Annotated in this window: 18 protein-coding genes and 1 tRNA gene; 9 read left to right on the top strand and 10 right to left on the bottom strand. The window is 43.2% G+C overall.

What is annotated here, in order from left to right; translation table 11 throughout:
- Window position 1 precedes the first annotated feature (1 nt).
- The 3 genes from ACQP6D_RS08430 to ACQP6D_RS08420 are packed head-to-tail and all read right to left on the bottom strand — an operon-like array spanning window position 2 to window position 2654.
- Complete coding sequence (locus ACQP6D_RS08430; protein ID WP_427857937.1) at window positions 2-772, bottom strand: ABC transporter ATP-binding protein; 771 nt, start codon at window positions 770-772, stop codon at window positions 2-4.
- Entirely contained in the window at window positions 769-1713 is a 945-nt protein-coding gene (locus ACQP6D_RS08425; RefSeq protein ID WP_427857936.1) for an iron chelate uptake ABC transporter family permease subunit, read from the bottom strand. Before ACQP6D_RS08425 ends, ACQP6D_RS08430 begins: the two co-directional genes overlap by 4 nt.
- Complete coding sequence (locus tag ACQP6D_RS08420; RefSeq protein WP_427857935.1) at window positions 1713-2654, bottom strand: ABC transporter permease; 942 nt, start codon at window positions 2652-2654, stop codon at window positions 1713-1715. Before ACQP6D_RS08420 ends, ACQP6D_RS08425 begins: the two co-directional genes overlap by 1 nt.
- 426 nt (window positions 2655-3080) lie before the next feature.
- On the opposite strand from ACQP6D_RS08420, the gene ACQP6D_RS08415 reads away from it, so the two are divergent.
- Complete coding sequence (locus tag ACQP6D_RS08415) at window positions 3081-5174, top strand: condensation domain-containing protein (RefSeq protein WP_427857934.1); 2094 nt, start codon at window positions 3081-3083, stop codon at window positions 5172-5174.
- Window positions 5175-5243: 69 nt separating this feature from the next.
- On the opposite strand, the gene ACQP6D_RS08410 is transcribed toward ACQP6D_RS08415, so the two are convergent.
- Entirely contained in the window at window positions 5244-7115 is a 1872-nt protein-coding gene (locus tag ACQP6D_RS08410; RefSeq protein ID WP_427857932.1) for a non-ribosomal peptide synthetase, read from the bottom strand.
- 377 nt (window positions 7116-7492) lie between these two features.
- On the opposite strand from ACQP6D_RS08410, the gene ACQP6D_RS08405 reads away from it, so the two are divergent.
- On the top strand, window positions 7493-7924 hold the full coding sequence (locus ACQP6D_RS08405) for a hypothetical protein (protein ID WP_427857931.1): 432 nt from the start codon (window positions 7493-7495) through the stop codon (window positions 7922-7924).
- 69 nt (window positions 7925-7993) lie between these two features.
- Window positions 7994-8383: a MarR family winged helix-turn-helix transcriptional regulator gene (locus tag ACQP6D_RS08400; RefSeq protein ID WP_427857930.1), complete on the top strand. Its 390-nt coding sequence runs from the start codon at window positions 7994-7996 to the stop codon at window positions 8381-8383.
- Window positions 8384-8593: 210 nt separating this feature from the next.
- Here ACQP6D_RS08400 and ACQP6D_RS08395 read toward each other — a convergent pair.
- Window positions 8594-8669: transfer RNA gene (locus tag ACQP6D_RS08395), tRNA-Phe, on the bottom strand.
- 236 nt (window positions 8670-8905) lie between these two features.
- On the opposite strand from ACQP6D_RS08395, the gene ampD reads away from it, so the two are divergent.
- The 4 genes from ampD (at window position 8906) to galU (ending at window position 14247) form a co-directional block, all read left to right on the top strand.
- Window positions 8906-9490 (top strand): 1,6-anhydro-N-acetylmuramyl-L-alanine amidase AmpD, encoded by a 585-nt coding sequence (gene ampD / locus ACQP6D_RS08390; protein WP_100156541.1) that lies wholly within the window; start codon window positions 8906-8908, stop codon window positions 9488-9490.
- Window positions 9491-9582: 92 nt separating this feature from the next.
- Window positions 9583-10860: a cell division protein ZipA C-terminal FtsZ-binding domain-containing protein gene (locus ACQP6D_RS08385; RefSeq protein WP_427857929.1), complete on the top strand. Its 1278-nt coding sequence runs from the start codon at window positions 9583-9585 to the stop codon at window positions 10858-10860.
- An 88-nt stretch (window positions 10861-10948) separates the two neighbouring features.
- Window positions 10949-13369 carry an NAD-dependent DNA ligase LigA gene (gene ligA, locus ACQP6D_RS08380; RefSeq protein ID WP_427857928.1) on the top strand — a complete coding sequence of 807 codons (2421 nt, stop codon included), beginning with the start codon at window positions 10949-10951 and terminating at the stop codon, window positions 13367-13369.
- Between the two features lie 11 nt (window positions 13370-13380).
- Window positions 13381-14247, top strand: a complete 867-nt coding sequence (gene galU, locus ACQP6D_RS08375) for a UTP--glucose-1-phosphate uridylyltransferase GalU (RefSeq protein ID WP_100151929.1) — start codon at window positions 13381-13383, stop codon at window positions 14245-14247.
- Window positions 14248-14377: 130 nt separating this feature from the next.
- Here galU and rtcR read toward each other — a convergent pair whose 3' ends face one another.
- On the bottom strand, window positions 14378-15991 hold the full coding sequence (gene rtcR / locus ACQP6D_RS08370) for an RNA repair transcriptional activator RtcR (RefSeq protein ID WP_427857927.1): 1614 nt from the start codon (window positions 15989-15991) through the stop codon (window positions 14378-14380).
- Between the two features lie 667 nt (window positions 15992-16658).
- Here rtcR and ACQP6D_RS08365 point away from each other — a divergent pair.
- Window positions 16659-18236 (top strand): slipin family protein, encoded by a 1578-nt coding sequence (locus tag ACQP6D_RS08365; protein WP_427857926.1) that lies wholly within the window; start codon window positions 16659-16661, stop codon window positions 18234-18236.
- Between the two features lie 58 nt (window positions 18237-18294).
- The gene (locus ACQP6D_RS08360) at window positions 18295-19515 is read left to right on the top strand and encodes an RtcB family protein (RefSeq protein WP_427857925.1); all 1221 of its coding nucleotides are present in this window, start codon (window positions 18295-18297) and stop codon (window positions 19513-19515) included.
- A gap of 507 nt (window positions 19516-20022) precedes the next feature.
- Here the strand turns inward: ACQP6D_RS08360 and ACQP6D_RS08355 are convergent.
- Genes ACQP6D_RS08355 through ACQP6D_RS08340 form a run of 4 tightly spaced genes read right to left on the bottom strand, consistent with a single transcriptional unit; the run spans window position 20023 to window position 23229 of the window.
- Window positions 20023-20685 carry a hypothetical protein gene (locus ACQP6D_RS08355; protein WP_427857924.1) on the bottom strand — a complete coding sequence of 221 codons (663 nt, stop codon included), beginning with the start codon at window positions 20683-20685 and terminating at the stop codon, window positions 20023-20025.
- Window positions 20686-21915: an AAA family ATPase gene (locus ACQP6D_RS08350; protein ID WP_427857923.1), complete on the bottom strand. Its 1230-nt coding sequence runs from the start codon at window positions 21913-21915 to the stop codon at window positions 20686-20688.
- Window positions 21916-21919: 4 nt separating this feature from the next.
- Window positions 21920-22540: a hypothetical protein gene (locus ACQP6D_RS08345; RefSeq protein ID WP_427857922.1), complete on the bottom strand. Its 621-nt coding sequence runs from the start codon at window positions 22538-22540 to the stop codon at window positions 21920-21922.
- A gap of 23 nt (window positions 22541-22563) precedes the next feature.
- Complete coding sequence (locus ACQP6D_RS08340; protein WP_367420318.1) at window positions 22564-23229, bottom strand: JAB domain-containing protein; 666 nt, start codon at window positions 23227-23229, stop codon at window positions 22564-22566.
- Between the last annotated feature and the right edge of the window lie 553 nt (window positions 23230-23782).

Genomic DNA, 23782 nt, shown 5'->3' with positions numbered 1-23782 from the left:
TTTATCCTTTCAACGTATGAAAATACTGACACACATAACCATGCTTACCCTGACTGATTTCAAATTCCAGTTCATATAGCCCGCTCAAACGCTCTTCCGTTATGACTTCATGAGTAGCTCCGCTGAAATAAACCTGTCCCTGTTTTAAGGCCACAATATAATCAGAATAATTGGCCGTAAAATTAATATCATGCACCACCATAATCATCGTTTTTTGTTGCTCTTCACATAGCCGCCGCACCGCTGACATAATCTGTACCGCATGATTCATATCCAGATTGTTTAGCGGCTCATCCAGCAGCAGAATCGGTGTTTCCTGTGCAATCGTCATTGCTAAAAAAGCCATTTGGCGCAGACCGCCACTTAATTCATCGATATACACATCGCGCAGTGCGCTCAGCCCCAAAAAATCAATGGCCTCATTTATCACCTGATGGTCGCGTGCAGACAGCACCCCGTGTCCATACGGAAAACGGCCAAAAGACACCAGCTCTTTTACCGTTAGGCGCAGGCCGAAATAGGTCGACTGGCGCAGCGTTGCCACCAGACGGGCATATTCAGCAGTCCGGATGGCAGCGATATCCTGCTTGTCCAGCAGAATCGTGCCCGAAGTAGGGGATAGTAAACGTGCCAGAATCATGAGCAGTGTGGATTTACCGGCCCCATTCGGCCCAATCAATGCCGTTACCTGATGCAGCGGCAGCTGCAGATTAATATCCTTCAGCACCGGCTTATGGCCATAACTTTTACAAATATTCCGAATATCAATCATGCCATTCCCCGATGACGCACAATCAGCAGCAGGAAATACACCCCGCAAATCAGATTAATTAAAATACTGACCGTGGTCTTATAATTGAACACATGCTCCACCAGAATCTGCGCCACCAGAAACACCGCCACCGCCACCGCACTGGCAAACCATAGAATGCGCTTATGCTGAAAATGGCCGGCAAAGGCATAAGCCATATTGGCAATAAATACACCCATAAATGCCGTCGGCCCTACCAGACTAGTCGATACCGCTACCAGCACCGCAATCAGACCAAATCCCCAGCGCACAAAACGTGCGTAATCTACTCCCAGCGACACAGCCTGTTCTTCACCCAGTGCCATCACATCCAGCGTGGATAGATACGGGTAGCCCAAGCTGCCCACAACCAGCATCGCTACTGCTGCATAAATTAGAGTCTGAATTTCCGAATGATTAAACGAAGCATAATTAATACCCTGAAACACCGAAAATTCTCCCGGGCTGATTTTCAGCTCAATAAACTGCGTCAGCGTCGTAATCACCATCGTCAGCACCAGTCCAAACAACAGCAATAACCACAGATTCTGCCGTGCGCGTGGCAGCAGAAAATGATGAATCAGCCATGAATACAACAGCATCAGACCCATTGAAGCAAAGAAATTGCCATTGAGTCCCAGCAGCCCCAAACCACTCTGTCCGAGAAAAAACAGCAGCAGCACCTGCCAAAACAGATAAACCGATTCATAGCCCATCACTGCTGGCGTGAGAACACGGTTGGTCACCAATGTCTGAAATACCACCGATGACACCGCAATGCACACACCCGCCAGCAGAATCGTTCCCAGCCGCAACAAGCGTTTGGGCAGTACATAATCAACATCAAAGCCGGAGTCATACAGCATAAAAAACAACGCAAGTCCGACAATGCAGCCACATAGTATCCAGAAGCGACGATTCATCAGCGTAACCCCCGCAAAATCAGCAACAGAAACACGATGCCACCCACCGCTCCGGCTGTTAGCCCAATCGGTACTTCGAACGGATAAATCAGCAGACGGCCGCAGATATCACACAGCAGCAGCAAACAGGCACCACCAAGCGCCACCAGTGGCAGTGTTCTGGCCAAATGTTCACCATATTTCAGCGCTACCAAATTTGGAATCACCAGCCCAATAAACGGAATAGACCCCACCGTAATCACCGTGGCTGCCACCGTTATCGACACCAGCAGCAACCCCAGCGCCACCGTACGCCGGTAGCCCACACCCAGACTAGTGGCCATGTCCGGCCCCATGCCTACCACTGTAAACCGCTGAGCAAACACAAAGCTGAGCACAAGCACCGGAATCAGCACATACAGCAGCTCATAATGCCCCTGTACCACACGGGCAAAATCACCCAGTAGCCAACCTTGCACATTTTGGAGAAGATTATATTTATAAGCATAGAATTCAGCTGCGGCACTGAGCACACAGCCATACATCAGCCCGATAACCGGAATCAGCACAACTTGTTGAAAACGGATTCTGGCAACAATCAAAATATAAATCGCACCGGCTACAAAGCAGAACAGCAGTGCAGTCAGCATTTTGCTGAACACACCGGCTGAAGGCAGCAGCACCAGCGATACCAGAATGCCCAGCTTAGCCGCATCCAGCCCGCCAGCTGTTTCCGGCTCCACAAATTTATTGCGGACAATCTGTTGCAAAATCACCCCGCTAACAGACAGCCCCATACCCGTCAGAATAATGGCTATCAGGCGCGGCAGACGGCTGGCGCGTAGCGTCAGCCAGTCACCCTCGGCACCGGCCAGTAAGCCCGACCATGACACCGGATCTGAGCCTACCAGCAAAGACACAATGCACAAACTGATAAACACAGCCGTCAGCGCGCGATACATCAGCCTAAAGCCTTATCAGCGTGACAACAGCACCTTGCTATCGACATTGAATTGAAAATAAGAAAAACTGCAAGCCGGCAGGATAAATTCTGCGCCTGCTCTGGCTGAAACTGCCCGCGCATTTATTCTCCTCAAGAAGGTGTATTGAATTCTTATCTCATGAGCACATGATTCAAAACATATACCCAAAATAGATAACACCGATTATTATTGATGGAAATGAGAATCAATTGTATTATATTGCTAAATTATGTGTAAAGCCTTATTAATACAATAAAAACAATCTAGCTTCAAAAGCAGAATAACACCGACACAAGTCCCTCAAATAGTTAATAAAAGTTAATTTGTTAGCGTTTTATACCAATAAACAGCCATCAATTAGCATTTACTCATTTAGCATAGTCAGGACAAGAGAGGTTAAACAGCATGCTCAACACCCAAACAGCACCGTCACCCGCAACCGAACATGAAGAATACATCTGGATGCAGCAATTGCAGGAACCGGAGCAGATAAAATATCAGCTCACAGCATGGCAGATGCATCCTGCTCCGGAGACTGCCATCCTGCAACAAAGCATTCAAAATCTGCTCAGCAACCATCCCGATTTAAATACCCGTTACGAATTCACCGATGATGGCGATTTATACAAATATCCAGACACAGACTGGACAGCCTGCTTGCATCATGAGCAGACAGACTCAGACAGCGTTGCCGGCTTATTAACCACTCTGGCGCAGCTTCAATGGCAACCAGAAAGCATGTCACCATTTTTGGCCGATATCATCAGCACCAGCACCGGCGTTACACTAGCCTTTCGCCTTCATCCAGTACTCTCACAATCATTCACAACCGAAGAACTATGTGAAGAAATAATGGCTGACTACACCAGGCTGAGTCATTCTACCCACCCGCCCGAGCTGATTCCCATTAATCTAGACGGCCTCAACACCATGGCTCAGGCACACGCTGACAGTGCCATTTCTGACCTTATTCTGACCGAGTTCAGAAACACACTGGCCGAGCCGGATATGTCAGCGGACGATGACTTCTTCGACTTTGGTGGCCATTCACTGCTGGCTACCCGCGTCATTGGCAACCTACAAAACAACCATGGCGTCAAACTCACCTTCAACGACTTCTTCAAATCACCCACCGCCCGTGCACTTGCTACCGTCGCGCGGCAAGAGCAGGCACCAGCCAACACCACTGAAGCACAGCCGGATGAGCAGGCACCCCTAACACTGGCACAGGATTTTCTATGGCAGGCCTATCGCGCTTTCAACTTTAGTCCCATATACAATTTACCCTTTGCTGTAGAATTTCAGCAGCCAATCAATGAAGAAGCTTTGCATCAGGCTTTTCAGGACTTAATCATCCGCCACGTTGGTTTGCGTACACTATTTCGCAGTGATGGAAAGCAAACCATACAATACACCGTGCCTGTAGCCGAACTAAAGCAATACCACTGGTTCTGGCCAAGCAGCGACAGCACCGGCGCCACATTAGCCAGCGAAGCAGCCTACCAGTTTGATCTGACCCGCGAACTGCCACTCAGAATTCGGTTATTAAAAGCCAAAAACGGCCACACCATTCTTTCCTTTCTCGTGCATCACATGGTCATCGACGAATGGTCTCTAAATACCATCATGGCCGATTTAAACACTGCCTACGCCGCGCGCCTGCAAGGTAAAGCGCCTGAATGGCCAAATAGCGTACCGAGTATTCATGAATTTGCACGCCAGCAGCGTTTGCACGGCATCGACCCGCAACACCTCGAATACTGGCGCAGCCGTCTGCAAGGAGCCGTGACCGGCCTGAACCTAAAAACAGCCGTACCCGCAACCAGCAACAGCGTCCCACAGGTAGAATGGCTGCAACTCAGTTTCGACCACACCTTCCATCAACAAATTTCTGCCTTCGCCAGAACCCACCACGCCTCAATTTTCAGCGTGTTTTACACCGCCATCGCCAGCGTGCTGCAAAAAGAGGGCGATTTACAGGAAATCGTTATCGGCACCTCAGCTTCCGGCCGTACCGACCCAAATTACTTTGACACCGTCGGCTACTTCACCACCATGGTGGCTCACCGTATCCGTTTTAGTCCGCAGCAGACATTCGATTCCCTGCTGGCTGCCACCAGCCAGCAAATCAACGAATCCATGGAATATGCCGATATCCCGATAAACTATATCCAGCAAGCCATCGGCATCCCCGATAATCAGGGCTTAATGTTTGACGTATACATCCACATCCACTCCGGCAACGCCCTCAACGGTGAACTCAACACCCCACAGGGTACGGTTTCCTACCGGCAAATACTGCCCGAACGCAACGAATCCATGTTTGGCCTGCATTTCGAAATCATGGAAAACCTCATCAACAACCAGCCCAGCCTGAACATGATCATCACCTATCAGGCACACCGCTTCCCGAGCGCATTAGTCCAACGTATTGCCGCTGAAATACAACAGCTATTGCTGCAATTGGCCGCTCAGGCTGTCATCAAAGCTGGTCGCTAAACCAAAGTCCCAAAAACAATAAAGTGCTTAAATCTACTTTAAGCACTTTATTGATATTATTTTCTAACACTAATGCCGCATCTTCTGCTGCACCTGTCGCACCACATCCTGTATCGTCTTACAACGCAGCAGCAACGGCGCCTCAAGCTTAATATCAAACTGCTTTTTAATCCGGCCAGCCACCTGCATCAATTGTTTCAGTCGCATGCCCATCGCTAGAATCTCAGTGTGTCCAGTGATATTTTCGGTACTGGCAGCCGATTGCGAGTGGAAGTCGCGGAAAATCGCCACAATATTCGCAGTCAGTGTCTGCTCCTGCACTGAAGTGGTCTCAGCCTGCGGTGCAGACGGATACAACTGTTCCTGTGCCATTTGCTGAACCAGCTTGCGGTCAATTTTTACATTGCGTGTTAGCGGAATTTCCTCAACCTCCAGCCAGCGCGTTGGAATATGCGATTTAGGCAGGCTCAACAGCAGATGTTCTTTCAACGCCAAAATATCCATATTCTCCATCCCCGCCGGCAGCTTATATACGGCCACCAGCTCCTGCATCGCTGTTACCGGATGCGTACAGCCCACCACCACACAATCGGCTAGGCCGCCGGATTTAGCCAGCACCGCTTCCACCTCTGCCGCCGAAATCCGTACCCCCTTAATCTTCAAATAACCTTGCGTACGCCCCGCAAAAATAATATTGCCATCCTCACGGATATAGCCCAGATCACTCATACGTAATGCAACTTTTCCGCCTGCGCAGTCCAGCGGCACAAAATCATTGGTCAGCATCTGCCCATTAAGCAGATAACCATTGGATAGATTCACACCTGACATATACATTTGCCCCACCTCACCAAGCGCACACGGCTGCAATGCTTCATCCAGAATATAGTAGCGGTTGTATGGCAAGGCCTGACCATAAGGAATCACATCCACATCTTGTGCTGTTATTTCATGCCATATACTCCAGATAGTGGTTTCCGTCGGCCCCCCAAGCGAAAACAGACGAGCCTGTGGTAGTTGCTGGCGTAAATACTCAATCAGAGCAGGCTTAATATAATCACCTCCCTGTGCCACCAGCCGCAACGATTGTAATTGCTCCGGCCGCGCCACACTGCACAGCATATCCACAATTGCCGGCACACTCACCCACACTGTAATCTTATGTTCGGCTACCAGCTCAGCCCATGCACACGCATCCTTCACTTGCATTATCGTCGGCACTACCAGCGTTGCTCCCTGAGCCATCGCCGTAAACACATCGAATACCGACATATCATGATGAAATGGCGTTACCGCCATCAACACATCTTCCTGCCGTACTTGCCACCTGTCGATTGTGTGTTCGAGCACATTCGCCGTAGCCTGATTATTCAGAACCACACATTTAGGCACTCCCGTACTGCCGGAAGTATACAAATAATAAGCCGCACTTCTGTCCAGCCGGTAGCGGCATTCCGGCACCGGCATTAACGGAGCTGTCGGTAGCTCATCCAGCACAATACATTGGCGACCAGCAATATGTGCTTGTGCAATCACAACATCAACCTCACTATTGTCGAGCAAATACATACGCCGTGCCGGTGGGGCGTCCATATCCACCGGTAACCAAATAATGCCCAGCAGCGCACATGCCACCACCGCATACACATGCTCCGCGCTTTTAGGCAGACACACCGCCACCACCGCGCCAGCTTGTAAATCTTTTTGTTGCAATGCCTGCATGAATCTGGCCACCTGTTCACCCATCTGTGGATAACTAATGGCCTGACCAGCATAAAAGAGAGCTGTTTTATCCACCGCACCTGCAAATAAATTACGCCGGATACGTTCCAAAAAATCAAATACCTGCTTCCCTGTGCCTTCTGTATGCAATCCGTCCGGTACATAGTCATCTGATGCAGAAGGGTAGGGTTGCTGTAGCGCGGCTTGGTCAGATTGCATATCAATTTCTCCCATTATCGTGATAACACAGCGGCAGCCATCAAGCATTGCCCGCTCAGTTAACTGCCTGCTGACAAACACATTCTATACATGATTAACGCTTTTTAAAAGATAATAATAATTATTTTCATTTATAAATATAGGTATGATTTATAAATATTTTTCTAATCGTATCTGATTGTCAGATATATTTTGTCAAACTCAGCAGGTAATAATTGCCAGCCGCAGAAGAGTAGGGACAAATTGGCTGAAAGAGCAGATTTGTATAAAACATAAACAGCCGCAAACATTTAGCAGGAATAAATCACAACAATATTTTTGTTGCTCCTTATTATAAGTACACATATAATAAGTTTACTTATCAAAAAGGGAAAACAATGGACAAAATAGCAATCACTTTCACTTTGCCAACCACAGCTACACCAGAAAAAATCTGGCCTTACTTCACTGAAATCGCATTAAGACAGCAGTGGGAAACCGATCTAGAAGAATTTCGCCTTACAGGCGAACTCAAAACCGGCGTACAGGGCATGTTTAAAATTCAGCATATGCCCGCAATGTCTATAACACTTTCAAAAGTCATAACCAATCAGGAATTTACTGAAGAATTTAATATGCCCGATATCGGCTTATTATATTTTTCCCATCAGATAGTGCAGCTATCAAAAGACCAATATGCCTTAAAAGCTGAAATTGCGCTCATTCCTGATGAAAAACTTGATAATGCCGCAACTCGTGATTTTCTAAAACAAATTTCTGATGATATTATGGACAAAGCATACGCATTGAAACATCTCGTCGAGAACTAAAAAATGAGTCAGGACAATAAATTTCATACACAATTTACCAAAGATAGCGATTCAATTGGTTTTGTTTTCATGAAAACTTATTCGTCCTGGCACAACCAAATAAAAAATTGTCTCAAACAGCAGCACATCACCCATCCCCAGTTTATCGTACTAGCCACACTTGCCTATTTGTCACAATATGAGCAAGAAATCACACAAGTCTTACTCGCCGATAAAACCAATATCGACGTCATGACCATCTCACAAATACTGGAAAATCTAGAAAAAAAGGGCTATATCATCCGCAGCGTTTCCAGCAGAGACAGCCGCGCCAAATCCATTACCCTCACACCAGCCGGCTTCGACAAAGCCAATCAAACCGTGCCTTTAGTCGAGCACATAGACCAGCAGTTTTTCGCGGCATTAGGGGAAAATAAAAACCGCTTCCATCAGATGCTCTTAGCCCTGTTGAAAGTTTAAAACTAAATTTTCTTCGGTTACTTTAAATATAGTAGACTTAAAAAGTTAATTATACCAATATCATTTAACTGGCAATTGGCTGATATTGCCAATCATTGTTTCCCCAAACTATAGAAAAATTTGCCACAATTATGATCAAAGATTGATTTATATTTTAATAAAAATTGTTTTATTGAAAACAAAAAAATAACCGCTCTTGGCGGTTATTAATGGTGGCCAGAGGCAGGATCGAACTGCCGACACACGGATTTTCAGTCCGTTGCTCTACCGACTGAGCTATCTGGCCATCGGGGAAGAGTGCGCATTAAACCAGATATTAGCGTGCTTGGCAAGTATTTTATTGGTTTGGTTGTTTATATGATTGTTTCTGTAACAGAAAAATCTGATTCATGACATTTTGCCTGCTATATTGGCAGCCAAAGCTTTACTCTAAATGCTTTGTGGGTCTCGTTTTTGGTTAGTAGTGGACGGGTAAACGGAGCTGTATTAAGGTAAGCATTTTTTATCACAAAGGCGAAACAGATGCAGGGCGAAGATAAGCCGCAATGGTTAAATGGGTGGTGGCAGCAATGTACGCATACACCGTCGCCGAATTTTAGTCCACGCCCGCAGCCGGCCGATATATCGCTAATTGTGTTACATAATATTTCCCTGCCACCCTTTGAATATGGGCAGAAAGCGGTACAGCGGCTGTTTACCAATCAGATTAAAGCGGATGAACCGGATGATTTTATGCGCTCGCTTACTGCTTTGCGCGTATCCAGTCATTTCTTGATTGAGCGCAGTGGTGCTTTAGTGCAGTTTGTATCCTGTGATGATGCAGCATATCAGGCGGGCGTATCGCGGTTTGAGGGGCGAGAAGGCTGTAATGCGTTTTCGATTGGTATTGAGCTCGAAGGCTGCGATTTTGAACCATTTACAGAGTTTCAATATGCACAGCTAATTGAGTTGTTGCAAGCATTATGTGCCAGTTATCCGATACGCGCGATTACTGGACATCAGCATGTGGCGCCGGGACGTAAGTCTGACCCAGGGCATTTTTTTCAGTGGCAGCGGCTCTGTGAGCATCATTTGCCAGTAATCACGGATTATCAATGGCCTTTGTAGCTTAAAGCTGCCTGTGGGTGGTATTTTTGGTTATAATTCTGGTTAACTGTTAATTAAATTGCGGCTTTCGCAAATTGTCTAGTAGGAATGTAATGAGTGATTCTGTATTGATTGTGCTGGTGGTGGGTGCAGCCATTATTCTGGCGGTACTGGCTTATAATATTTATCAGGAAAGCCAATACCGCAAGCAGTTGCGTGATCAGTTTGGTCATGCCAATAAAGATGCTTTACTGGACAGTCAGGTAAATTCAGTGCGCGATGGTGCAGAAGCACAGTCGGTGCTGAATACCAAAGCCATGGTGCCAGAGCCTGAGGCGGATAAAGATGCAGATGCTGTGGCGGAGCAGGCTGAAACCATATTTACCGGTGAAAACGCTGTGCCCGAAGCCTCTGAAGGGCTGGTAGCGGAAGAAGAAATCATTGAGGCGGTAGAGCCTGTGCCGGCAGCGAATTCTGAAGAGATTGCAGCAGAAAATACATCTGAACATACACAGATGACGCCTTTATCACGTACTGTTGCAGTAAAAGGACGTAAAACTTTGCTGGACGTACACGATATGTCCAAACAGCCACTGCCATGGTTTGATGTTCGTTTTGATTATCTGGCTTATATTGCTTTGTACGAACCGAAAGAATTGCACGCTATGCCGCGCTTGAGCAGCCGTTCCCGTTTTAGGCTGGTGGGCTGCACCATGGACGACCGGTATCAGATAGCTGAGCCGATTCCTAGTGTTTACTATCAGGGATTTGTGGTTGGTTTACAGGCAATCAGTCGTAGCGGTCTGCTGACCCATGAAGAGCTGGCTCACTTTGGTGAACAAGCAAATCGCTTTGCTGAGCAGATGGATGGTCAGTTATTGTTAACTGATATTAACACTTTCCTCGATGTGGCGCGGCCGCTGGATGAGCTGTGCGCCCGTGTTGATCAGACCATTGCCATTCATCTAGTATCGCGTAGCAATGTTAGTGGAATGGAGTTGCGCGCGGCGGTGGAAAAACAGGGTTTTGAGCTTGGGCACGATGGGGCGTTTTTTTATGCCGGTAGTGATGGTGAACCTTTGTTTAATATTGTTACCTTGGATAACACGCCGTTTACATCCACTTTGTTAGCAAATCAAAATTATCGTGGATTCAGTATGTTATTTGATATAGTACATATACCGAACGGCGAAAAATGTTTTGATCAGTTTATGGATATAGCAGTTAAGCTGTCTAGTCAGCTGGGACTGGATCTGGTTAATGATAAAGTGGAAGAATTATCCACTGAATGGCTGCGAGAAGTGCGCCGTTATGTGATTGACCGGCAGAAAGAAATGAAGCAAGTTGAGCTGGAGCCCGGAAGTGAACTGGCAAAAAGACTGTTTTCCTGATATTGCCTGAGATTTTAATTAAAGAAGAGATGGCAAGCCGCAGAATGGGGTTTGCCATTTTTTTTAGCTGCTTTAAGGAAAGACTGCTATGGATTCAGTAAGCGAACAGCAAATAATTGATTTAACTGCACTGCTCAATCGCTATGCCCATGAGTACTATGATTTGGATGCGCCTACTGTCCCAGATGCTGAATATGACCGGCTGTTTCGACAGTTACAAGCATGGGAAGAACAGTATCCACAATGGCGCCAGCCAGACAGCCCGAGCAGACGTGTGGGTGGGCAGGCGCAGCAAAAATTTACTGCAGTGGTGCATCAGATTCCAATGTTATCGCTGAATAACGCATTTTCACCGCTGGACGATAATAATAAGTTTGACCACAGCGAAATGTATGCTTTTGATAAGCGTGTGCGTGATGGTCTGGGTGCTGAGCCTGATTATATTGTGGAACCGAAATTTGATGGTCTGGCCATCAGTCTACTTTATCGGGAAGGCTTATTGATACAGGCTTCTACTCGTGGCGATGGCTATACGGGCGAAGACGTAACCGAAAATGTACGCACCATTATCAATATTCCTTTGCGCCTGCAAGGAAACGATGTACCCAGTGTGCTCGAAGTGCGGGGTGAGGTGCTGATGCTGAAAGCCGATTTTGAGCGGCTCAATGCGCACCAGCAGGCAGAAAATCTGAAAACTTTCGCCAATCCGCGTAATGCCGCCGCCGGCAGTTTGCGCCAGCTTGACCCAAAAATTACCGCGCAACGACGCTTGCATTTCTATGCTTATGGTGTGGCACAACTGGATGAACACTTTGCCGTAGCAAGTCACAGTGAAGAATTAGCTTTAATGGCTCGTTTGGGCTTAACCATTCCGCCGCAAGATACTTTATGTTATCACGCCAATATCGAAAAAATACTTGCCTTTTATGAACATATTTATCAGGTGCGTGCTGATTTACCATTTGGTATCGATGGTGTGGTGATTAAGGTTGATAATCTGGAACAACAAAACAAACTGGGCTATGTGGCACGCGCACCGCGCTTTGCTATTGCGCAAAAATTTCCAGCTGAGGAAATGTTGACTACGGTAGAAGCCATTGATGTACAGGTGGGAAGAACCGGTGCGGTAACACCGGTGGCGCGATTAACGCCGGTATTTGTCGGCGGTGTGACCGTGACAAATGCTACATTGCATAATGAAGGTGAGGCTCAGCGCAAAGATGTGCGCGAGGGTGATACCGTGATTGTGCGCCGTGCTGGTGACGTGATACCGGAAATTGTATCGGTGGTGCTGGCACAGCGGCCGATGGTGGAACAACAAACCGATTTAATCACGCCTGCAGAAGCAGTACCAAAGTATCCGCCATTTCGTATGCCGGAGCATTGTCCTGTTTGTGGTCATGAAATTGTGCGCGAAGAGGGCGAAGCAGTAGCGCGCTGTAGTGGCGGCATGCTGTGTCAGGCACAGCGGGTACAGGCGCTGATTCACTTTGCATCACGTCGTGCCATGGACATCGAAAATCTGGGCGATCGCCAAATTGAATTGCTGGTAGCTCAGAAACGCGTTCATCATTTTGCTGATGTCTATCACCTGCAACTAGATGATTTACTAGCGATGAAACAGCAGGCTAAACAGGAAGCGGCCAATAGTGAAGAGGCTGCGGCAGATGAGCTTGCTTTATCTACAACCGGTAAAGCGGCCAAGCAGCAGCCTTCCAAATGGGCTGAAAATATTCTTGCTGGTATTCAGGCTAGCCGTCAGCGCCCGCTTGCTAATCTTATCTATGCTTTAGGCATATTCCATGTGGGCGAACGTACGGCCAAACAATTGGCACAGGCTTACGGTGATTTGACTACCCTGACACAGGCTACCCAGCCTTTATTAGCCTGTTTGCCAGATATAGGCAGTGTAGTAGCACATTCTGTGGCTTATTTTTTCAGTCAGGAAGATCAAACCAGCCAGTTAAAGGAATTGCTTGCTGCCGGTGTGCAACCTCAGCCGGAAACCCGTCGTTTGCCACTGCAAGATTATTTTATTCCTGAGCGTATACTCGCACGCTTACCAGGAGCAAATCTAACTGAGTCGCGAGCACAGAAATTATGGCAACTGGCCGGTATGGATTGGGCTAAGCTTTTTACCGACAAAGCTTTACCCGAAAGCTGGCAGCTGTGGTGTGCTGAACCACAAAATCATGAATTATTAAAACAAACTATAGCTTTGCGCGAGCAGTTGCTTGCCGTTCAGCCGGAGCAAATTACATCAGCAGTCAATGAAGCCGTAGCCGGTAAAACCTTTGTGCTTACTGGCACTTTACCTAGCTGGTCGCGCGATGTGGCTCAGCAGCATATTGAAGAATGTGGTGGGAAAGTAAGTGGCAGTGTGTCAAAGAAAACCGATTTTGTAGTGGCTGGAGCAGATGCGGGCAGTAAGCTGGCCAAAGCGGAAGCACTTGGTGTTACCATATTGGATCAAAGCGCATTGATGACTATGTTGGGAATAAAAGAATAGAACTGATGAAAATACAACCAATTCGTAAATGTGTATTTCCTGTGGCGGGGATGGGTACCCGCTTTTTACCGGCTACTAAAGCCAGCCCTAAAGAAATGCTTCCGATTGTGGATAAACCACTGATTCAGTATGCCGTTGAAGAAGCAGTGGCAGCCGGCTGTACCGAGCTGGTTTTTATTACCGGCCGTAATAAACGCTGTATTGAAGACCATTTCGACAAAGCGTATGAGTTAGAAACCGAGCTGGCATATCGTAACCAAAATAAACTACTAGATTTTGTGCAGGATATTTTGCCACCCAATGTTACCTGTCTGTATATCCGGCAGCCTTCAGCACTGGGGCTGGGACACGCTGTATTATGCAGCCGTGCGGCCATAGGTAAAGAAAATTTCGCCGTAGTTCTGGCTGATGACCTGATAGATGCCCAGCCGGGAGCATTAAGCCAGATGATGGAGGTTTATTATCGTACAGGCTGTAATGTACTGGGCGTGGAAAATATTGACCCGCAGCAGACTGGTGCATATGGCATCGTGGAAATCGCCCGCGAAGATACGGATGATTATATCCAGAGCATAGTCGAAAAACCGCATCCTGATGATGCACCTTCACATCTAGGTGTAGTAGGGCGCTATATTTTGTCTGCACGGGTATTTGATTTTCTAACTAATTTACCGCGTGGTGCTGAAGGTGAAATTCAGCTTACGGACGCAATTGCCCGCCTGCTAACTGAACAAAAGATGATTGCGTATGCATTCAGCGGTACCCGCTATGATTGTGGTGATAAGCTTGGTTATCTTGAGGCTACCGTAGCTTATGGTTTGAAACATCCTTTAGTTGGAGAAGATTTCCGGAAGCTATTGCAACAAATGGTTTGTTAATTATTTCAATAGCCGGCCTGTATCAGGTTTTGCTCCTAGGCCGGTTATGATAATCACGTTATTTAATTCAGACACCAGTTAGAGTAAATATCTATTTCTAAATTCCGGTAGCTAAAAGGTTTTAACAAGATCAGTTTTTTATTTGTTCCCAACTTATATCATATTTAGCCAGATATTTTTTCAGTCTGTCAGCATCATTGGCACGCTGTTTCTGCGCTCTTGACACCGCAAACAGATAGCGGCCAGCTTCAGATAAAGTTCGGCTCTTGCGGCATACTTCCAGCACTTTTTCCAATTGATAGCGGTCAAACTCATCTAATTCAGCCGGAATCAGCGCATCCCTAGAAGTGTTTTGCTGCCAATGTCGCTGTAAACGCTGAATTTCATCTTCAACCTGCGCCAGAGTAATATTACCTTGAGTGGCCAGCGTCGCCATGCGCGTAATAGACGCAGTAAGCTCGCGGAAATTACCTGTCCACAAAGCAGTAGCCGACGTGGCAAAATTCACATAGCGGCTCCTAGATTGCTGATTAAAGCGCGGCATAGTGCCATATTCCTGTGCAAAGCGCGCCAGCTCAAAATCGATATTCGGCTCAATGTCTTCCTTGCGTTCCGCCAGACTAGGCAATTGATAGCTCCATAAATTAATGCGCGCGTACAAATCCTCCCTAAACTTACCTGCCGCAATAGCCTGCTTTAAATCTCTATTGGTACCGGCTATCAACTGAAACTGACTCGATACTAGCTTATCCGAACCAAGCGGATAAAATCGTTTTTCCTCAATCGCTTTCAGCAGAATAGCCTGCTCATCCAGCCCCAATTCACCAATTTCATCCAGAAACAACAAACCATTATCCGCCTGTTTCAGTAAGCCGCTTCTGGCCGTACTGGCACCCGTATACGCCCCTTTGCTGTGACCGAACAAAGTAGACATCGCATTATCGCCGCTCAGCGTAGCACAATTAATTTCCACAAACTGCCCGCTTAACTGATGTTGATTCAGCTTAAGCTGGTAAATTTGCTTAGCCAGAAATGATTTACCCGCACCAGTAGGGCCACACAGCAAAATAGGCGCATGCGAACGGCTGGCCACCTGTTCTATTTCAGTAATTAACTGATTGTAATGTTGATTTCGCGTGGCAATACCAGATTTAAGTAACTCAGTCGCCTGACTGGCATACTGCTGGAAACGCGTCAAAATCTGGTCGTAGCGATGCAGATTCAAATCAATAATATTAACTTGCCCTCTACTGCACAGATGCTGGTGTTCTTCAGCTACTGACAACACATTTTCCGCCTTGGCTGTATTTTTTTCAGGAGGGGAAGATTGCAACAATCTAGCCGGATAAAAGCGTGATTCCGCCAACAAAAACCAGCAAATTTGCATCACATGCGTGCCAGTCGTGATGTTTAAAAAATAATTCTCCGCTTCAGCATCAAACTGATAACTTTTGGCTAAATCCAATAAACAGGTATACACCTCTTCGAAATCCCACGGGTCGCTTATCCGTACCTCAACCGGATTCACCTGAGTCAGCGGCGCAATAGTGTGAATATCCTGCACAATTTCAGTCAGTAATCTCTTATCACAGGCTTTATACAACAGCTCAAGGCGTGAAACCGGCAATTCTGGATGATTGCAGACATCTACCGTAGGCCGCCAACGCCCCCAGCGTTTTCTCCCCTTGCCGCGCTGGTCTAGAACATTACCCAAAAAGCCAAAAACAACGTTTCTCTTATTCATCTCATCTTTCTTATCATTTATAAATATACATAAAATTATATATAAAAATATAAAAAAAGGATGTATTTTATACGATAAAAATGAGCATAAAAACTTAAAAGATATTTATTTAAATATTAAAAATAATTACTTATAAATTTTATTTCAAAAAAATTCCCACTTGGTACAGAAATTGCAGTAAGAATGGTGTCTGTCATACAGACTGTCTGATAGGGCAGTCAGGTGCATAGCGAATGTAGCCAGAACAGGTACAAACCAGCTCACTTACATTATCAACATGTATTCCTGCGTAGAACAGACAACTCTTCCCAACGGAGAATATTTGAATAGCTCACTGGTAGAGCAATTGGAACTGATCCAATTTGTAGCAGGTTCGATTCCTGTTTCAAATCCTTTTCATAAAACTTTGTTGTAAAAAGCAATACCAGCCAGTAAACAGAAATAAGCTATTAGTTAAAGCTTAGGCACAGGAAAAACCGCTTAACCGGACAAAATCAGCTTAAGATGATTTATCCGGATAAAAAAACCGGATAGCAGGCAAAAAATTAAAAAGCATAAACAGGCAGTTTCTAGCTTATGCAGCTTAATCTTTCCCCTGTTATTTCGTTACTTAATCCGTTTGAATGTGTTCATCCTGTTTGCTGGCTGCCGCAACAGGAGAATTAAAATGTTGACCATCATAGATGTAAAAAAGGGTGAACTAGCCATAGTCAGAAAACGCGGTGAGATTGATAACATCATCACCGCAGGCCGGTATACTTTCTGGGATCCCTTTTCAATAATAACTTTTGATCAGGTGGATTTGGCCGATACACAAATTGAGCCGGACACCGCCAACAAACTTATCAATTTTTATCCACAACTGGTAGAAAAATATTGTCATCACGTCAGCCTCGCAGAGGATGAAATTGGCCTGCGCTATGAGGAAGACAAACTAGTAGAAATAATAATGCCCACTACCAAAACAGTGTACTGGCAGAGTTATAAACCACAATTACTAAAAAAAGTGACTTTGCAACAAGGTTACCGCTTGCCGGATGAAATAGCCCTAGAGCTTATTGAGGCTAAAAATACCGGCAAAGTAATAAAAGGCTTAAACACTCTAACACTGCATTATTTTACTGACGAACAGATTGGTACCCTGTTTGTGGATAACCAATTTGTGCAGATTATTCCGCCCAAATCCGTATTCGGCATGTGTGAATTTAAACATAAACTGATACTGGGCAAATTCAAATTACAGGATAGCCGCATTAACGACGTACTGGCAGCATCGATAGAGCAGAACGCACCAGCACAAATGGCACAATTTTGCGTGCAGATGCAGGTGGGCGCCAATCAGGCCGGCTTACGATTTGAAGATGATTTATTGGTAGAAATCCTGCCACCGGGTACCAAACGCCTATATTGGCAGAATAACTGCAAGCAACACATGCAGACCATAGAGCTAACCGATGGCTATCAATTGTCTGAACAAATGGTGCAGCAGCTATTACAGCCCAAATTGCGCCAAAAAGAAGTGCTGGGAGACAGCAGCGTACTGATTGCCCAAATACCAGCCTATCACCTTGGCGTACTGAAAGTAAATGGCAAAGTGGAAAAACTGTTAGATGCCGGTATTACCGCCTACTGGCGTTTCAATCGTGAAATCAGCGTTGACATCGTCGATACACGCTTGCAGACCAAAGAAATCTCTGGTCAGGAAATACTCACCCGCGACAAAGTCAATCTGCGTATCAATCTAGTGGCCAACTGGTGCTACACCGATGTATTAACCGCCTATGCCAAAGTTGCACAGCCGACAGATCTATTGTACCGGCAATTACAATTTGCACTGCGTGAAGCGATTGGCACACGCACACTGGATGAATTACTGGAAAACAAAACGGTAATCGATGAAGTAATCAACGCTCATATGCAAACCAATATGGCTGGCTATGGCATCGAAACAGTTAGTGTCGGCGTCAAAGACATCATACTGCCGGGAGACATGAAAATCATACTTTCGCAGGTAGTGGAAGCAGAAAAAGCGGCACAGGCCAATGTCATTCGCCGGCGTGAAGAAACTTCCGCCACCCGCTCCCTGCTCAATACCGCCCGCGTAATGGAAAACAATCCAGTGGCCTTGCGTTTAAAAGAAATGGAAACACTCGAACGCATCGCCGAACGCATTAACAAAATTTCCGTAGTTGGCGGACTGGATCAGATATTGCATGGATTAATCAATATCCAACCAAAAATATAGAAAACAAAAACACAAAATCATGCCATCAACCATGGCATGATAAAACCATGGAATAAAAATGACTCAATATAATTTGTTGCAAGCGGAAAATGCAAAACCAATCAAAATGTGGACACAAGGCGTATCGGTCGAAGATGAAGCCAAAAACCAGCTAATCAAAACAGCCCAATTACCATTTATCTTTAAACATATTGCCGTCATGCCCGATGTCCATATCGGTAAAGGTTCAACAATCGGAAGTGTTATCCCAACCATGGGCGCAATTATTCCGGCAGCCGTGGGCGTGGATATCGGCTGTGGCATGATTGCTGTACAAACTTCTTTAGTGGCAACTGATTTGCCCGATAATTTATTGCCTTTGCGTCAAATTATCGAAAAAGCCGTGCCACATGGCATGACCCCCAAATACCGTGGACGAGATAACGGTAGCTGGCAAAATCCACCACCAATTGTCAATCAATACTGGCAGCAACTGTTACCGGGTTTTGGAAAATTAACCGCAAAATATCCACGCTTCTTAAAAACCAAGAATCACAAACATCTAGGTACACTGGGTACCGGCAACCATTTTATCGAAATCTGTCTCGATGAAACTGATAGCGTGTGGATAATGTTGCATAGCGGTTCACGAGGCATAGGCAATGCTATTGGCAACTTTTTTATCGAATTGGCTAAAAAAGATATGGAAGTGCATATCAGAAATCTACCCGATATAGATCTGGCTTATCTTCAGGAAGGGACAGAGCATTTTCAAGATTATGTTGAGGCCGTACATTGGGCACAGGAATTTGCGAGGCTAAACCGTGAAGCCATGATGCATAACGTTATCGCCGCAATGCGCAAAATCATTACCAAACCATTTACCACACACCTATCCGCTGTTAACTGTCACCACAACTACGTGCAAAAAGAACAGCATTTTGGTGAGGAGATTTTTATTACCCGTAAAGGGGCAGTATCAGCGCGTAAAGGCGAACTAGGCATCATACCGGGTTCAATGGGCACCAAAAGCTATATCGTGCGGGGACTAGGTAATGAAGAAAGTTTTTGTTCTTGTTCACATGGCGCAGGAAGAATAATGAGCCGAACCGATGCAAAAAAGCAATTTACCATAGACGACCAAATCAAAGCCACCGCCCACGTTGAATGCCGAAAAGACGCAAGCGTAATTGATGAAATACCCATGGCTTACAAAGATATCGATGCCGTCATGACCGCCCAAAAAGAACTGGTGGAAATCGTGCATCAATTACGGCAGGTAGTGTGTGTAAAAGGGTAAAACGCATCGAGGAGAAATCCTCGTTTTTTATTTTTGTTTCTATTGCTTTATATGTTCAAATTCTAGTGATTTTAAAATTGCCTAAAGTAATTTCATCCACATTTTTAAATTCTTAAATAAGAACCATTGACTTAAGCGCACTGGTAATAGTGAAATTACTGATTTACTAACTAATAATTTACTAACTAATAAAAGAATATAATTTGAGTAGTAATACAAAGCAAAGTACCAAAAAGAGGCCTTTTTTTAAGTAAAATCCACTATGTGTTTCAAGCTGGGTTCATTTAATTGAGAAACATATACACGGTTTTAAAAATTATTAGTTAGGATTCTTACTAATTTGTACTAGTCCATAGATAATTAAATTTGGTTTTCCTTGTACAATATCGCAATTTCTTCAGACATGTGTATTATGAGGTAACTAAAGATTTTTACAAAAATAAATTTGCTATAAATATTTTAAAATTTATAAATTTAACAAGAAATACGCTCTTCAATTTTAAAAAATTAATCCATTAATGGTTCAAATAATGGGCCTAATTCTTCATCTTCTAAAATACACCATCTAACAAATGCAGAATAGGGTTTATCTCGTTTAATCATCTCTTTGATTTTTGCTAAAGATTCTTCTTTTTCTTCTTCACTGGAATAATCATCATAAAATTTATTTAATTGTGTTAGCAAAATATTATATTGTTTAAAAACGGATGTTCGTAAATAAGCACCAGTTATCTGTTTATTTAACGTATTATTTTTATTGAATATCTCATTTAATAATTCTTTTGTCATAATTGTTTTTGGGTCATCATCCATGGCTTGAATATGGATTTTTTTTGCTTTTGGTGAGGTCGGAACGCTAAGTTTAATAGCTTTAAAAACATCTGTTTTTTCATCACAACAATCTAAAATTTCGTTATATTTTACAAGTTTAACGTTATTACATCGCCCACAAACATAGTAAAGATTATTCCATTCAAATTTTTTATCTAAATCACCTTGATGAGCATGTAAATGCTCAATATTTACTGATAATGGGTTTTTAGTCTCACACAGATAACATTTGTCAAAAAAAATCGTTTTCAATGCATCATATACATCCTGTTCATCATACTTTGTTCTTTTCTTTAAAGAGGTTGGGACATCAACTTTAGTTCTATCAACATTAAACATTCAATTATCCTTTTTGTTTTTTTTTATCAATAACTGTGCTTTTTTCAGAAACATTAATGATTCAGGGTCTATCTTTTCTTCATAGGGTTCAATTTCGTGAACCGAGTTTTTTAATTCATTGATTTCGATATTTTCTTTGCTGATAAGATTTCCTATTTGATTAATTTTATCACTTAACATCTCAGGACTAGGTAATATGTTAAATAAACCTTCAAGAATCGCTTCATAGGAATACATAAATAAATTTTCGTTAACTGCTTGTAATGTAGACAAATCAAAAATAACAGCATTATCCACTGAAGAAACAACGAATGGTGAATGAGTTGCGATAATAAATTGAATATTAGGAAAAGCATGAGTTAAAAAAGAGAAGATTTTACGTTGTAAGGATGGATGCAGATGTGCATCTATTTCGTCAATTAGTACAATTCCTTTTAATTCATCGGGTGTCAGATCTCTTAATCTAATTTTGGTCAACAATTCAGCGTAGACTGCTAATATTGAAGAAAATCCTGAAGATAATTGCTGAAAACCATAAGGCTCTTTATCTGGCTGATGGATAAGAAAGCGTTGATTCTTGTAGTCAAATTCTATAGAAAGCTGATCATCTTCAAATAATGCTCTAAAGTCATCTTCAAGTTTGTTAAACCAAACTTGAATATTTTCGGCTTCTTGCTGATTATTTCCGATTTCTTTTGAATTAGCATAAGCTTGCTGAATTTTATAACTAACTAGATATTGTTCAAAATAAAGTGCATCTGATTTATTGAGACTACTATTTTGTTGTTTTAAACTTTCAATGCTTTTAACTGATTCTGTATTTTCTATTTTAGCTTGACGAGTCGCTTCAAATTTCAAACAAACTACTTTGCCATCGTTATAATTAGCTATCAACAATTCAATATCAGATGTTTCAATAATTGGGTTTAGTATATCTTGAATTTCAGCTTCAAGTTCTTTCTTGGATTTAAAATATAAATCGTAATTTGCATCTGATTTACTCAAAATCTCACTGTATTGTCTAGCTTTTATCAATTCTAACGTTAATTCTTGAAAATCATTTTTTTGTTGAACAATCCGTTTTTCTAAAAAGTTATGTAGTAAATTGATAAGCTGGGTTTTACCACTACCATTTTTACCCGTTAGAATTAAGTTTTTCCCTTGTAACTCAATATTTAATTTTTTTTTGGAATAAGGTATTTCTGTGGTAATTTTTTGTATATAACTCATTTTATTAATAACCCTTTGTACTAAAATTTGCAGGCATTGACCCAATAATATTATCTTTAGACTTCACAAAAATTAAACTATCTTTCTTAGGTGTATCTGACCAAACTGCAGTAATTTTTTGTTTATAGCAATAATCTTTAATTTCTTTACCAAAATAACGTTGAATCTTGTTTAATGAATTAAAGCTCGGCTTTGTTCTTCGCCAATGGTCAAAAAAAGGTCGTTCACCTTCTGAATCATATTTTTTGTCTGCTGTTTTACAATTTTTTATTAATTGATTTATATCTTTATTATCTGGTGAATAAGCATTTTCATTAATCAGATTGAGATGTTGTTTCAATTTTTCAAAGAAAGCTTTATTTGAATATTGACCACCAATTTTTAAAAATCTGCTAATTGTTTGGTAAGCTTCATAAGGAATTTTTTCACTTAACATATCATTTGATATTTCACTTTGCCATGCAACATTTTTATCTGTGATACCTATCATAAATGTTTGTGGTTGTGAAAAAAATATGCATTTGATTTTTAGCCCATTAAATGAAAATTTAAATAATAATGAATTATTTTTGTGCTGCTGAGCTAGATTATGTAATTTAGGTAATTCGTTTGTTAAGTCAATCATCTAATTTATCCTTTGTTTACTTTTTACTTAATATGTTTTTCTACTGCCTTTACCGTTATCTCCATAATTTTGGCAATTTCTTCTATTGGCACCCCTTTAGTCAATAATGCATTAGCAGTTGCATGTTCAAGTTTTTCCCGACGTGTTTTTTCAGCTTTGGTCTTACTTCTTTCAATCGCCAGCTTCTCTTTCGCAATTTGCTTTTCTTCTTTACGGATGCGTTCAATGACTTGGAAAGTCGGGACGTATTTCAGGCTTTGTTCCAGTTCGTCCATCAGTTTAATACTGCGAAAACTAATATAAGTTGTGGGGGTAATAATCAGATGGTCGATAAGGTCGATATTTAAAATACGGCCAACTTGAATTAAACGGTCTGTAATATCCTTATCTGCCTCAGACGGCGTCAACGAACCGGAAGGGTGGTTATGTACCATAATAACGCGAGAAGCGTTTTTCATTACAGCTACGCGAAATACATTTATTGGCTCAATATTCACCGATTTATAGCTGCCCAGTGCAATCAGCTCAAGGTACAGAATATAACCTGCCTCATTCATGCCAATCATCCACAAATGTTCTTTTTCTCGGTCGATTTTGTTTTCACGTAATAACACACGCTGCATAATCTTGTACACATCATCCGTGCCTGCAATATAGCGTTTGTCCTGCGAGGTCAGTTTAATATCCATCTTAAAACCTTATAAAATCACCGAAAATACTATAGCATATTTATGCATACGCTTGGCCTATGTCATTTAATTTTGATAAATTAAGTTTTAGCGCTAAGTATCAATCTAGTAGATTTTTAATGTGAAAATGTCGTCCAGAACGACGGTTCTTTTTAATCAGAGCCTTATTTGTATTCTATTTTATCAATATAAGCACATTTTTTGTTGCTATTCTGTTTGATTAAATTCAGTTTTTTTCACCTTCTCAATAAAAAAATAATCACTTTATCTTGGCCGCTTATTAGCCTCACAGCAGTTGAGACTTACTGCACATCCCGCATAAACCAAAAGGTTACCTATTTTCCCAAAACGGTAGATTGTTAATGATTACCGCTTGCCTGCTTATCTATTTAGTTTATCAGCAAGACTAATACTTTTTTCCTATAGCTGGTGGTTATATAACCAAGCAGGCACTATTCCCCTCTGAGCTTGAAAATGCTGATTTAGATGGATTAATAAGGAATAGATAGGAAACAGAAATACATGGCTGAGTGCAGAGCAAGATATGCTTATC

This window comes from Snodgrassella sp. CS2 (assembly GCF_050310315.1).
Taxonomy (GTDB): domain Bacteria; phylum Pseudomonadota; class Gammaproteobacteria; order Burkholderiales; family Neisseriaceae; genus Snodgrassella; species Snodgrassella alvi_E.
Note: the sequence above shows the minus strand (reverse complement) of the source record. Positions and strands in the feature narration are given on the sequence as shown.